This window comes from Bacillus sp. FSL K6-6540, from assembly GCF_038007545.1.
Genome location: NZ_JBBOXH010000001.1, coordinates 2,465,822 through 2,477,916 on the forward strand (window position 1 = coordinate 2,465,822; position 12,095 = coordinate 2,477,916).

A 12,095-nucleotide genomic window follows, 5' to 3' on the forward strand; every position below is an offset into this window, starting at 1 on the left:
GAGTGGTTAGAATGAGTAACAAACGAGTGGTTAAATTGCGCGAACAGCTTCAAGCCAAAGGTTTGACGGCTATGCTGGTTGCAAGCCCGATCAACCGCAGATATTTAACGGGCTTTACCGGTTCTGCCGGATATGTGCTGATCACACGCGATGAGGCCTATCTCTTGACGGATTTCCGCTATATGACGCAAGCACCGCAGCAAGCCGTCGGTTTTAAAGTGGTCGAGCACGGGCCGAAGGTGCTGGAGACGGTCAAGGATCTGTTGTCTTCCGAAAGCATCACATCGCTCGGATTCGAACAGGACCATGTTACATACGGCGTGTTTTCCGCATATTCGGAACAGCTCGCGCCCATCAGCCTGGTGCCGGTTTCGGGCCTTGTAGAAGATTTGCGTATATTCAAGGATGCCGAAGAGTTGAGCATTATGCAGCGGGCAGCGGATTTGGCGGATCAGACGTTCAGCCATGTCCTGACGATTCTGGCTGCCGGCAAAACGGAACGGGAAATCGATCTCGAGATGGAAATGTTCATGCGCAAGCATGGCGCAACCGCGTCTTCCTTCGACACGATCGTTGCTTCCGGCGAGCGTTCGGCGCTTCCTCACGGCGTAGCCAGCGAGCGGGTCATTCAAGGGAACGAATTCGTTACGTTTGATTTCGGCGCGCTGCTGGACGGGTACTGCTCCGATCTCACGAGAACCGTGGCGCTCGGCAGTCCTGATCCGAAGCTGAAGGAGATCTATGATATCGTGCTCGAAGCGCAGCTTCACGCACTGGATCATATTAAACCAGGCATGACGGGACGCGAAGCAGACGCTTTGGCTCGGGATATTATTTCGCGTTACGGATACGGGGAATATTTCGGCCACAGCACGGGTCATGGTTTGGGCATGGAAGTTCATGAATCGCCGCGACTGTCCAAGCTGAGCAATGACGTGCTGCAGCCCGGCATGGTCGTAACGGTGGAGCCGGGCATTTACCTGCCAGGACTTGGCGGTGTCCGCATCGAAGATGATATCGTCATCACGGAAACGGGCATTCGCATACTGACAAGCTCGTCCAAAGATTACACCATACTGTAATAATGGTTCAAAAATCGTCTTTTTGAGCTTGTGCTTTAAGAAAAATGTGTACTATATTAAATAGACCGCATCCTTAGGAGGGAATCTTAGTGATTTCAGTTAACGATTTTAAAACAGGTTTGACCGTAGAAGTTGATGGCGATATTTTCACCGTATTGGATTTTCAGCATGTTAAGCCGGGTAAAGGCGCAGCTTTCGTACGTTCCAAATTGAAAAACCTTCGCAACGGCAACACCGTTGAGAAGACGTTCCGTGCAGGCGAAACGATCGGCCGTGCCATTATCGACAACCGTGGCGTTCAGTATCTCTATGCCAGCGGTCAAGAGCATGTTTTCATGGACAACGAAACTTACGACCAGTTCAGCTTGACCAGCGAGCAGCTGGAGTGGGAACTTAACTTCCTGAAAGAGAACATGAACGTTAACATTATCAGCTACCAAGGCGAAATCCTCGGGATCAACCTGCCTAACAGCGTCGAGCTGAAGGTTGTTGAAACCGAGCCTGGCATCAAAGGCAACACGGCTACCGGCGCTACGAAGAACGCCAAAGTGGAAACCGGCCTGAATGTACAAGTACCGCTGTTCATTAACGAAGACGATGTGCTTCTGATCGATACACGCGAAGGTAAATACATTTCCCGTGCATAACATGCATTAAGCGGGACCCTTCAACGATGGACGGGGTGCCAATATCTTCTAAACCAACGCGACTCCTGTACGAATGTACGGGAGTTTTTTGCGATAAGCGGGCTCGGCGTCCTAAGTCTGTTTTCTTTTTGCCTTGAAAAGCCTTGACGGGGTGACTCACTTTCGTATTATACTGTTTTAAAGTGAGAAACCACCTGAGCACTGTTACATACCGATATTAGTGGGGAGTGAAAGAAGCATTGTCACTGTACGTCATGAAATTCGGAGGCAGCTCTGTAGGGGATACAGAACGCATGAAGCGCGTTGCCAGAAGAATTGTAGAGAAACAAGATGAAGGTCATCAATGTGTGGTCGTGGTGTCTGCCATGGGGGATACGACGGACGATTTGATTGACCAGGCAAAGCTGTTAAACGAGAATCCACCGGCACGGGAAATGGATATGCTGATGACCACGGGGGAGCAGATATCCATCTCGCTGCTATCCATGGCGATTCACGGTCTTGGACGCAAGGCAGTGTCCTTGACCGGCTGGCAGGCGGGATTCCGCACGGAAGCCGTCCATGGTAAAGCCCGCATTACAGATATAAAGCCTGAGCGCGTGCACAAAGCGCTTGGCGAAGGAAATGTCGTCATTGTCGCGGGATTCCAGGGCATGTCCGAAGACGGAGAGATTACAACGCTTGGACGCGGGGGCTCAGATACCACCGCGGTAGCTCTTGCGGCTGCCATTCAAGCGGATGTATGCGAAATATATACGGATGTGGACGGGATATACTCCACGGATCCGCGGGTAGTCAAATGCGCGCGGAAACTGAAGGAGATTTCCTATGACGAGATGCTCGAGCTTGCCAATCTTGGCGCGGCTGTTCTTCACCCGCGTGCGGTCGAGTATGCGAAGCATAATCAAGTCAAGCTTGTCGTCAGATCCAGCTTTAATCATAACGAGGGTACGGTTGTTAAGGAGGAAACAAGCATGGAACAAGGTGTGGTTGTCAGCGGAATTGCATTCGACAAGAATGTAGCGAGAATCAGTATTCTGGGCGTAGCCGATACGCCGGGCGTTCTGGCCCAAGTGTTCGGAGAGCTTGCAAAAGAATCGATTGACGTTGATATCATCGTGCAGAGCGGCGTTCAGAACGGCGAAGCGGACTTTTCCTTTACGGTGTCCCTGGCGGATCGGGAGCGTGCGTTGTCCGTGATCGAACACATTCGCGGCAAGCTGCCGTATCGCGACGTTACCTCGGAAGACCATCTTGTGAAAGTATCGATTGTCGGCGCGGGCATGGTCAGCCATCCCGGCGTGGCGGCACAAATGTTTGACGTGATCTCCCGGCAGGGGGTCAGCATTAAAATGGTCAGCACGTCCGAGATCAAAGTATCCTGCGTCATCGAGGGAAGCAATCTCGAAGGGGTCGTGCAGGCGCTTCATACCGCGTACGGACTGGATACGGATCAGCAGGCTTCCGTAGGCGGACCGCAGGTTCGCCGATAACAGGATTCAACCGTCATCATCGATATTAATAGAGTTAATCCCGGTCATTTATGACCGGGATTTTTTGTGCTGTCCGAAAGATTCGAAGTTCCTTTCTATGAAATTGAAAAAATAGAGATAAAACGAGAGGGCCCCGCATATTTTTAATCATCACACATGTGAAGAAGGTAGAAGGAAGAGGGAGGATATATCGCATGCTGGACAAGTTTGTCGCAAGTATGGCAACGCTTCGGATTTTCTCGGGCAGCCTTGAGATCGTCGCGGCCATCATCATGCTGCGCCTGAACCAAGTCGATAAAGCGCTTGCCGTGAATTCGGCATTGGCGTTTACGGGTCCGCTCATTTTGATTTTGACCACAACCATCGGTCTGGTGGGAATGGCAGATAAATTGTCATGGGGGAAGATCGGCTGGATATTGTGCGGCGTCTCCTGTCTCTTATACGGGGTTTTAAAAAAATGATAGATTCGCTGCATATTTTTCAGGTACAAGCATACACATGGGATATGAAGTTCTCTTATTAGAAGATGATCACAAAGGACAACCTGGGGGAAATTGATATGACATTGAATTGGTTAGACCTGTTTCCCGAAACCGTAAAACGCATGCTGCTGAACCTATCGAAAGAGCTTCTCGAACATGTGGAGGAGGTACGGATCCGGGAAGAGCGTCCGCTGGAGATCAATTCGGCGGGCAAGCATCATTTCCTGGACAGGCGAGGCGGACTCACCTTGCGGCCTGAAGAAGCATATAAGCCGACGCGTGAGGATACCCATAGGCTGCTGGACCTTATCAGCAATCATTCCCTCTACACCATGGAAGAAGAGCTGCGAAAGGGGTTTATCACCATACCAGGGGGCCATCGGGTCGGGCTTACGGGCCGGACGGTGCTGAGCGGCGGCAGGGTGGAGCACATTCGGGATATCAGCGGATTTAATGTCCGGATTGCCAAGGAAATACAGGGAGCGGCGGACGACATCCTTCCTCATCTGCTTGACCGGAAACGGAAAAGGGTGATGCACTCGCTGATCTTATCTCCGCCCCAGCAAGGCAAAACGACGCTGCTCAGAGACCTCGCTAGACAGATCAGCTACGGCAAGTGGGGAAACTCATCCGTGCATTGGCCGGGAATGAAGGTGGGCATCATCGACGAGCGTTCCGAGATCGCTGGTTGTTTGCGCGGCGTACCCGGATTCGATGTCGGCCCTCGCACGGACGTAATGGATGGCTGTCCGAAAGCCGAAGGGATGATGATGATGATCCGTTCGATGTCTCCGGACGTACTCATTGTGGACGAGATCGGCCGGCCGGAGGATGCGGAAGCGGTGATTGAGGCTTTGCATGCCGGCATCAGCGTGATTGCAACGGCGCATGGCTCATCCGTTCAGGACATGCGGGGCCGGCCCGCCCTCTCGGGACTTCTGGAGAACCGGATGTTTGAAATGTATGCGGTTCTTAGCCGAGCGGGCGACCACCGATCATACAAGCTGTATGACGGAGGCCAGCGAACGCTTCAGACGGCTATCAGCGGCCAGCCGGGAGGTGATGCCTATGCTTAAACTGGTCGGGGCCGTGCTCGTGCTGGGTGCAGGAACCTTAGCCGGATTCTACCAAGCCCAGCAATTCGCAGCAAGACCCAGACAGCTGCGAGAACTTATTCTCGCGCTTCAAAGGCTGGAGACGGAAATCAGCTACGGCTTTACGCCGCTGCCCGACGCGCTGGAGCGAATCGGCGTTTCCCTTCGTGAACCGCTCAAATCTTTGTTGGCCTCCGCAGCGCTTTACATGAGACCCGATTACGGGTTATCCGCACAAGACAGCATCCGCAAGGCGCTTGGCGAATATTGGAGACGAACATCGATGAAAAGTGCCGAGCGTGAGGTGTTGGAACAGCTAAGCGGCGTACTTGGCACCAGTGACAGACAGGACCAGATCAAACATATCGCTCTGGCCGTGGGACAGCTCAAGCATGAAGAAGCAGCGGCAAGGGATGACCAGGTCAAATATGAAAAAATGAGCAAAAGTCTGGGACTGCTCATTGGAGCATTGATCGTCATATTGATCTTTTAGCGAGGTGCCAAGGGAAATGAACATTGAAGTGAACGCGATCTTCCAGATTGCCGGTATTGGCATCATCATTGCCATGATTCATACCGTCCTGAAACAGATGGGGAAAGAGGATATGGCGCATTGGGTGACCCTCATCGGGTTCGTGGTTGTATTGTTTATGGTCGTAAGGCTGCTAGACGATTTGCTGAAGGAAATCAAAAGTATTTTTCTATTCCAGTAGGTGGACATTTATGGAAATTATCCAGGTGGTAGGACTCGGCATCATCGCTACCGTGCTGATCTTGATTGTCAAGGAACAGAAACCGCTCTTTGCCTTTCTTCTCGCCGTGGCGACATCGCTCCTCATCTTCCTGTTCCTGATCGGAAAGATCGGTAATGTCATATCCATGCTGGAAGATCTGGCCGAGAATTCCGGCGTTCAGATCATCTATCTGAAGACGGTTCTGAAAATCATCGGAATCGCCTATATCGCGGAGATGGGGGCACAGATCGTTCGAGATGCCGGACAGGAATCGATCGCATCCAAAATAGAACTGGCGGGAAAAGTGCTCATATTGGTGCTCGCTGTACCGATTATCGGGATCATTATCGAGACGGTCCTGAAGCTCCTCCCGGCTTGAAAAAAGGTGGGGGGACATGGTGACAGGAGCAACACTTCGAAGAGGCTTGGCCGTGTTTTGCCTACTGATCCCGATGCTGTTGCTGTCCGGATGGTTCTGCGGGACGATCGATGCGACTGCAGCCGCCAATCCGGCCGATGAGTGGGTCGAGCAGCAGACGCAGCAGCTGCCAACGGATCAGGTCGAGAAATACTGGGATCGGCTCATGAAGGATTACGGCGGGTTTTTCCCGGATGGCAAGACGCCCTCCCTGATGGATATGCTGCTGCCGGGCGGCGACGGGCTGAGCTTCAAAGGGGTTATGTCCGGTATCGGAAAATATCTGTGGCACGAGGTGCTCTATAACGGCAAGCTGCTGGCGACCATCGTCATGCTGAGCATTATGAGCTTGATTCTAGAGAACCTGCAGACGGCCTTCGAAAAAAGCACCGTGAGCCGGGTAGCCTATACGATCTGTTACATGGTTGTCCTGGTCATCGCGGTCAACAGCTTCAGCATCGCGATCGGATATGCGCGGGACGCCATCACCCAAATGATCGATTTCATGATGGCCATGCTTCCTTTGCTCTTTGCGCTGATGGCCTCGATGGGCAATGTCGTCACCGTCTCGGTAGCCCATCCGCTGGTCATATTCATGGTACATACGGTAGGCACGCTGATCAGCACGATTGTGTTTCCGCTTCTGTTCTTCTCGGCACTGCTGCATCTGGTTAGTTCCTTATCCGAAAAGTACAAGCTGACCCAGCTTGGGAATCTGCTGCGAGGGATCTCGATGGGCGTCCTGGGTGTGCTGCTTACCGTGTTCCTGGGAGTTATCTCCGTTCAAGGGCTGACCAGCTCGGTTACGGACGGCGTAACCATCCGGGCAGCCAAATACGTAACCGGCAATTTCGTTCCGGTAGTCGGCAAGATGTTCGCAGATGCGACGGATACCGTAATCTCGGCTTCGCTGCTAGTTAAGAACTCCATCGGGCTGGCGGGAGTCATCATTATTTTGTTCCTTTGCGCATTTCCTGCGATCAAGATCTTGACGCTTGCCTTGATATATAACGTCGCGGCGGCCGTCATGCAGCCGCTCGGCGATACCCCGATCGGCACCTGCCTCCAAACGATCGGTAAGACGATGCTGTACGTTTTCGCGGCCTTGGCCGCGGTGAGCTTGATGTTCTTTCTCGCCATAACGATACTGCTCACGGCTGCCAACATCACCGTCATGATGAGGTGAGGCAGATGATACGCGGCGCCAAAGCTTAGGAGGTATGACGAATGGACTGGCTTGGAGATTGGCTGAAAAGCGTTATCATGGTGGTTCTCTTTGCGGCCTTCGTTGATTTGATCCTGCCCGGGAAGGCGCTTGAACGCTACGCCAGGCTAGTCCTGAGCTTGTTGATACTGCTCACGCTGCTCAGTCCCATCATTACATTAATTGCGGATCCCCCGGAGAACCAGCTGGCGATGGAACTGGAGCGGCAGGAGAAGGGGCTGCCGGAGGAAATTCAGCTGGAGCATATCATGGCCCAGGCCGAAAAGCTCAAGGATACGCAGCAGAGTCAAAGCCTGCAATGGGCTGGCAACGAATTAGCCAAGGTGATGAAAGAAGAGATCGCGGCTGAAACGGGGGAAGCCGTTCAAGAGGTCAAGGTGGTGCTGGCCGCGGTTGCCGGGCAGGGCAAGGAATATGCCGGCGCTGCGATACGCTCCGTTGACGTAAGGCTGGCTGGGGATGAGCCGGCGGATGCAGAAGTAGGGGAAGACGATAGACGTCCCATCGGCGTAACGCCAGTGGATCCCGTTCAGGTGAACGTGGATTCCATGGCAGAGGAGAAGGATGGGAAGGCGGCAGTAAAAGAAAACGCAGAGGCTGTCAGCAAAGCCGAGGAAGCCAGAGCAGAACCGGTTCGGAACTACATTAGCCGCCGGTGGGATTTGGAGCCGGAACTGATCACGATCTATGCACCGGGGCAGGATCAGGATAACAAGCTGTAGCGGAGGTGAGGATGATGGGAAATTGGTTGAAGCGGTTGGAGCAGTGGCTTGGCGGAGGAGCCGGCGGTGCTAGGAAGATGCAGACCTTCAGGTGGCTGATCATTCTTGGCCTGATCGGCGTCGCGATCATGCTGTTCAACTCCTTCGTCAATGTCAAGAAGCTGGATCATGAGAATATCGGCCGCGAACCGCCGCCGGACACCGCCGCGGTCTCAACAACCCAGGGGGCTGCGAGCAGCAGCAGCGGCGGTGAATTCGAAAGCATCGAGCAGGATTTCGAAATGCGCACCAAGACCATGCTGGAACAGATCGTTGGCGTCGGGTCCGTGGATGTCATGGTGACCGTGGAGTCTACGGAAGAACTGGTGGTGCAGCGAAATATGAAGGATACGCAGGAACTCACGGAAGAAACCGATGCCAGCGGAGGGAAACGCCATGTCACGAGTTACCAGCGCGACGGCCAGATCGTCACCTATGACTCTTCGGGCGAAGAGACGCCGATCGTCACCAAGAAGATCAAACCTCAGGTCCGCGGCGTGCTCGTCGTAGCCAAGGGGGCCGAGAATGAAGTCGTAAAGAGCTTGATCGTGGATGCGATCCAGCGGGGTCTGAACGTTCCATCTTATCGTATATCCGTTGTCCCTCGCAAACAGGAATAAACGAAGTCCTGCGGATGATCCGATCATTCGTGCCACAGGTTTTCAATTAAAGGAGGAAAAGTTCAAATGAATAACAAAAGACAAACCATATGGTTAGTATCCATGCTTAGTTTAATGGTCATCCTGTCCGCTTACTACTTGTTCACGGACGATTCGGGAACGAAAGCGCCGCCGGTTGCCGAGAGCACGCAGGTAGACGGTCAGAAGCCCGGCGCAGGACAGGAAGCCAATGGAACCGCAGGCGACGAGCTGGTTGTGAACGAAGTTCTCGAAGAAGGCACGGACGGAGATTCCGGAGCCAACGAGCAAGGGACTGGAACGACGGATACGGGCGTAACCGGCACGGAGGATCCTGCAGAGGCAACGCAAGGTGAGCAGGATGACCAAGGGAAAGCGGCCGGAGAAGCGGATAAGCCGCAAGAACCGGAAGTGAAGGAATCCACGGATGGAGCCGATAAATCCAAAGACGCCAGCAGCACCGGCAAGGACGAAGCAGAGACTTCCAAGGACACCAGCAGCACGAGCGGCGAAAAATCGGATAAAGAAGTGCTGGAGGAAGTGGCAGCCAACGCAACGTCTGCAATCGCACAGCTGGATTCCTATAAACTGGACCGCGCACAAAAAAATAATAAATTATACGATGAATTAATGACAAAAATCGACAACCATGAAAATAAACCGGAGGAAACAGCACAAGCTACCCAGCAGCTGAAAGCGGCGGAAGCGAAAGAGGAAGTCATTCTCAGCATCGAGGAAACCCTGCAGCAGCAATTCGGCAACGCCGTAGTAAAGGAAGAGAGCGAGAAATATAATGTGGTCGTTCTGAGCGAGAAACTCGATGCCAAAGGCGCGGCGGACATCGTCAGTCTTGTGATGAAGGAATTGAAGGTTTCGCCGGATAAAGTAACCGTCCAATATGTTGCGCCATAAGCTTGTCAGCAGATTTCAACATAAACCACGGATATACGATAAACCCGAAAGAGTCTAAGGATTGCCTTGGGCTCTTTCTATTTCGCTCGATTGTGATATAATACTCTAAGCTATTGACTGACTGTCCTAAGCAAGGGCTTCCAAGAAAGTGAAGGAGTGAACGTCGATCATGTTTAAATTAAACGAAATTAAGGAACTTATTAAGCTGGTGGATCAAACTTCCGTGCATGAACTGGAGATTGAGAGCGAAGGTACACGCTTATCCATTAAGAAACCCAATGCAGCCGAGGTCGTTAACAACTATCAGGCCGCGCCGCAAGCGTACATACCGGCTCAGCAAGTGATGGCACCGCAGATCGTACAGCCGAATACGGGGAATCAAGCACCTGCAGCGGCACCTCAGCAGGATTCAGCGGAGGATAGCAACAGCTCATTACATAAAATCGTATCACCGATGGTAGGAACCTTCTACCGTTCCCCATCGCCTGAGGCTGGGCCGTTTGTAAGCCCGGGGGACAAGGTGACGGAGAAATCGACGGTCTGCATCATCGAGGCCATGAAGCTGATGAATGAACTGGAAGCAGAGATCAAGGGCGAAATCGTTGAGGTTCTCGCGCAGAACGGTCAGCTTGTAGAATTCGGGCAGCCTCTGTTCCTGGTGAAGCCGGAGTAATATGGAGGGACTCGCCAAGAACGAGAGTCGTATGAGTCCGAAGGAGGTTACTGCATGACATTTCAAAAAGTGCTTATCGCGAACCGCGGAGAGATAGCCGTCCGTATCATCCGGGCTTGCCGGGAGCTTGGCATCGCAACCGTTGCCGTATACTCGGAGCCGGACCGGGAATCTCTGCATGTTCGCTTGGCGGACGAGGCCTATTGCATCGGCCCTACATTATCGAAAGACAGCTATTTGAATTTCACGAATATCATGAGCGTGGCAACGCTGACCGAGTGTGACGCGATTCACCCCGGTTACGGCTTTTTGGCCGAGAACGCGGATTTCGCGGAGATCTGTGAATCCTGCAACATTACCTTTATCGGCCCTTCCGCCGACGCGATCAACCGCATGGGCGACAAGGCGGTGGCGAAGCAAACGATGAAGGATGCGGGGGTTCCGGTTATTCCCGGGTCCGACGGATTGGTCGAGGATCTGGACGAGGCCGTCATGCTCGCACGCGACATCGGTTATCCGGTCATTATCAAAGCGACCGCAGGCGGCGGAGGTAAGGGGATTCGAATCGCCGAGGATGAGGAATCGCTGATCAAACAGATTACAAACGCGCAGCAGGAAGCCCAGAAGGCTTTCGGCAATGCTGGCGTGTATCTTGAAAAATATCTCACCGGCATGAAGCACGTGGAGATTCAGATTATCGCCGATAAACACGGCAACGCCGTGCATCTCGGGGAGCGTGACTGTTCCGTGCAGCGCCGGAGACAGAAGCTGGTTGAAGAAGCTCCTTGTCCGGTGCTAAGTGAAGAGGTACGCAGCCGAATGGGTGAAGCCGCCGTTCGCGCGGCAAAAGCGGTAAACTACTCCGGTGCCGGCACGCTTGAATTTTTGCTGGGCCAGGACGGACAGTTCTACTTCATGGAGATGAACACGCGGATTCAGGTGGAGCATCCGGTAACGGAGATGGTAACCGGCGTGGACCTGATTCAGGAAATGATCTCCGTAGCTGAAGGCAACACGCTTTCCTTCAGTCAAGAGGATGTCGTCATTAACGGATGGTCTATCGAGTGCCGGATCAATGCCGAGAATCCGGACAAGGGCTTCATGCCTGCACCGGGAACCATTCAATTCTATTTGCCTCCGGGCGGTCCTGGCGTGCGGGTGGACAGCGCGGCATATCCCGGGTACACGATTTCGCCTTATTACGATTCGATGATTGCCAAGCTCATTGTATGGGCGCCGACCCGCGATGAAGCGATCGCGAAGATGAAACGCGCTTTGGCTGAATTCGAGATTGAAGGGATCTATTCGACCATCCCGTTCCATCAGAAACTGCTGAAGCATCCTACCTTCTTGAAGGGCGACTTCGATATTAAGTTTTTGGAAGAAAATGAGATTTAAAACCTTTGGCCAAGTTTGTCATAAACTTGGCCAAATGGTATAGTATGAGTAATAAGAGCGCATGCGTTATGCAGTTCGGGTGCATCCGCTAACTTATTCTGAAAGGTGTGTTGAGACAATGGCGGAAACTTTGCCTACAGAATTTGAACGTACAGATATCGGTGAGATTCAGATTGCACCGGAAGTAATTGAAGTCATCGCCGGACTCGCTACGGTCGAGGTACGCGGTGTTGCGGGGATGAGCGGAGGCTTTGCAGGCGGCATTGCGGAGCTGCTCGGACGCAAGAATTTATCCAAGGGCGTTAAAGTTGAAGTCGGACAACGGGAAGCTGCCGTTGACGTATCCGTCATCGTGGAATATGGCCATCGACTTCCGGAAGTTGCCGGGGAAATCCAGCGCAACGTGAAACGTTCGATTGAGAATATGACAGGGCTTACGGTGATTGAAGTCAATGTACATATTCATGACGTCCATTTCATGAAATCCGTGGAGAAGACGGAAGAATTGGATTTGGCTCAACGCGTCAAATAGAATAGT

Annotated in this window: 15 protein-coding genes; all 15 read left to right on the forward strand. The window is 52.8% G+C overall.

The features are described 5' to 3' along the window. The first annotated feature begins 11 nt into the window (after positions 1-11). Positions 12-1,082, forward strand: coding sequence for a M24 family metallopeptidase (locus tag MHH82_RS10855; protein WP_340965625.1), 1,071 nt, complete (start codon positions 12-14; stop codon positions 1,080-1,082). Between the two features lie 89 nt (positions 1,083-1,171). Further along, positions 1,172-1,729, forward strand: coding sequence for an elongation factor P (gene efp, locus MHH82_RS10860; RefSeq protein WP_015734446.1), 558 nt, complete (start codon positions 1,172-1,174; stop codon positions 1,727-1,729). 239 nt (positions 1,730-1,968) lie between these two features. Then, positions 1,969-3,222, forward strand: a complete 1,254-nt coding sequence (locus MHH82_RS10865; RefSeq protein WP_015734447.1) for an aspartate kinase — start codon at positions 1,969-1,971, stop codon at positions 3,220-3,222. 194 nt (positions 3,223-3,416) lie between these two features. Further along, a complete protein-coding gene (locus MHH82_RS10870; protein WP_015734448.1) occupies positions 3,417-3,683 on the forward strand; it encodes a YqhV family protein in 267 nt (88 codons plus the stop codon). 98 nt (positions 3,684-3,781) lie between these two features. Further along, entirely contained in the window at positions 3,782-4,780 is a 999-nt protein-coding gene (gene spoIIIAA, locus MHH82_RS10875) for a stage III sporulation protein AA (protein ID WP_036665743.1), read from the forward strand. Then, on the forward strand, positions 4,773-5,291 hold the full coding sequence (gene spoIIIAB / locus MHH82_RS10880) for a stage III sporulation protein SpoIIIAB (RefSeq protein ID WP_015734450.1): 519 nt from the start codon (positions 4,773-4,775) through the stop codon (positions 5,289-5,291). The genes spoIIIAA and spoIIIAB overlap by 8 nt, the downstream gene beginning before the upstream one ends. A 16-nt stretch (positions 5,292-5,307) precedes the next feature. Next, complete coding sequence (spoIIIAC, locus tag MHH82_RS10885) at positions 5,308-5,511, forward strand: stage III sporulation protein AC (RefSeq protein ID WP_007129715.1); 204 nt, start codon at positions 5,308-5,310, stop codon at positions 5,509-5,511. Between the two features lie 10 nt (positions 5,512-5,521). Beyond that, positions 5,522-5,911 (forward strand): stage III sporulation protein AD, encoded by a 390-nt coding sequence (spoIIIAD, locus tag MHH82_RS10890; RefSeq protein ID WP_009591272.1) that lies wholly within the window; start codon positions 5,522-5,524, stop codon positions 5,909-5,911. A gap of 16 nt (positions 5,912-5,927) precedes the next feature. Next, a complete protein-coding gene (spoIIIAE, locus tag MHH82_RS10895) occupies positions 5,928-7,136 on the forward strand; it encodes a stage III sporulation protein AE (protein ID WP_340965630.1) in 1,209 nt (402 codons plus the stop codon). 41 nt (positions 7,137-7,177) lie between these two features. Then, entirely contained in the window at positions 7,178-7,897 is a 720-nt protein-coding gene (spoIIIAF, locus tag MHH82_RS10900; RefSeq protein ID WP_340965632.1) for a stage III sporulation protein AF, read from the forward strand. 14 nt (positions 7,898-7,911) lie between these two features. Continuing rightward, positions 7,912-8,556, forward strand: coding sequence for a stage III sporulation protein AG (gene spoIIIAG / locus MHH82_RS10905; protein WP_340969903.1), 645 nt, complete (start codon positions 7,912-7,914; stop codon positions 8,554-8,556). Between the two features lie 66 nt (positions 8,557-8,622). Next, a complete protein-coding gene (locus MHH82_RS10910; protein ID WP_096773232.1) occupies positions 8,623-9,486 on the forward strand; it encodes a SpoIIIAH-like family protein in 864 nt (287 codons plus the stop codon). 169 nt (positions 9,487-9,655) lie between these two features. Further along, the gene (gene accB / locus MHH82_RS10915; protein ID WP_009591273.1) at positions 9,656-10,159 is read left to right on the forward strand and encodes an acetyl-CoA carboxylase biotin carboxyl carrier protein; all 504 of its coding nucleotides are present in this window, start codon (positions 9,656-9,658) and stop codon (positions 10,157-10,159) included. Positions 10,160-10,213: 54 nt separating this feature from the next. Next, positions 10,214-11,557: an acetyl-CoA carboxylase biotin carboxylase subunit gene (gene accC, locus MHH82_RS10920; RefSeq protein ID WP_015734455.1), complete on the forward strand. Its 1,344-nt coding sequence runs from the start codon at positions 10,214-10,216 to the stop codon at positions 11,555-11,557. A 118-nt stretch (positions 11,558-11,675) separates the two neighbouring features. Next, complete coding sequence (locus MHH82_RS10925) at positions 11,676-12,089, forward strand: Asp23/Gls24 family envelope stress response protein (RefSeq protein WP_009591235.1); 414 nt, start codon at positions 11,676-11,678, stop codon at positions 12,087-12,089. The last annotated feature ends 6 nt before the right edge of the window (positions 12,090-12,095 follow it).

Bases quoted from the DNA above. Each gene is read 5' to 3' on its own strand.
- spoIIIAE (WP_340965630.1), top strand. From the start codon at position 5,928: ATGGTGACAGGAGCAACACTTCGAAGAGGCTTGGCCGTGTTTTGCCTA.
- spoIIIAA (WP_036665743.1), top strand. From the start codon at position 3,782: ATGACATTGAATTGGTTAGACCTGTTTCCCGAAACCGTAAAACGCATG.
- MHH82_RS10925 (WP_009591235.1), top strand. From the start codon at position 11,676: ATGGCGGAAACTTTGCCTACAGAATTTGAACGTACAGATATCGGTGAG.
- spoIIIAG (WP_340969903.1), top strand. From the start codon at position 7,912: ATGGGAAATTGGTTGAAGCGGTTGGAGCAGTGGCTTGGCGGAGGAGCC.
- MHH82_RS10855 (WP_340965625.1), top strand. From the start codon at position 12: ATGAGTAACAAACGAGTGGTTAAATTGCGCGAACAGCTTCAAGCCAAA.
- spoIIIAF (WP_340965632.1), top strand. From the start codon at position 7,178: ATGGACTGGCTTGGAGATTGGCTGAAAAGCGTTATCATGGTGGTTCTC.
- accC (WP_015734455.1), top strand. From the start codon at position 10,214: ATGACATTTCAAAAAGTGCTTATCGCGAACCGCGGAGAGATAGCCGTC.
- spoIIIAD (WP_009591272.1), top strand. From the start codon at position 5,522: ATGGAAATTATCCAGGTGGTAGGACTCGGCATCATCGCTACCGTGCTG.
- MHH82_RS10910 (WP_096773232.1), top strand. From the start codon at position 8,623: ATGAATAACAAAAGACAAACCATATGGTTAGTATCCATGCTTAGTTTA.
- MHH82_RS10870 (WP_015734448.1), top strand. From the start codon at position 3,417: ATGCTGGACAAGTTTGTCGCAAGTATGGCAACGCTTCGGATTTTCTCG.
- spoIIIAC (WP_007129715.1), top strand. From the start codon at position 5,308: ATGAACATTGAAGTGAACGCGATCTTCCAGATTGCCGGTATTGGCATC.
- accB (WP_009591273.1), top strand. From the start codon at position 9,656: ATGTTTAAATTAAACGAAATTAAGGAACTTATTAAGCTGGTGGATCAA.
- spoIIIAB (WP_015734450.1), top strand. From the start codon at position 4,773: ATGCTTAAACTGGTCGGGGCCGTGCTCGTGCTGGGTGCAGGAACCTTA.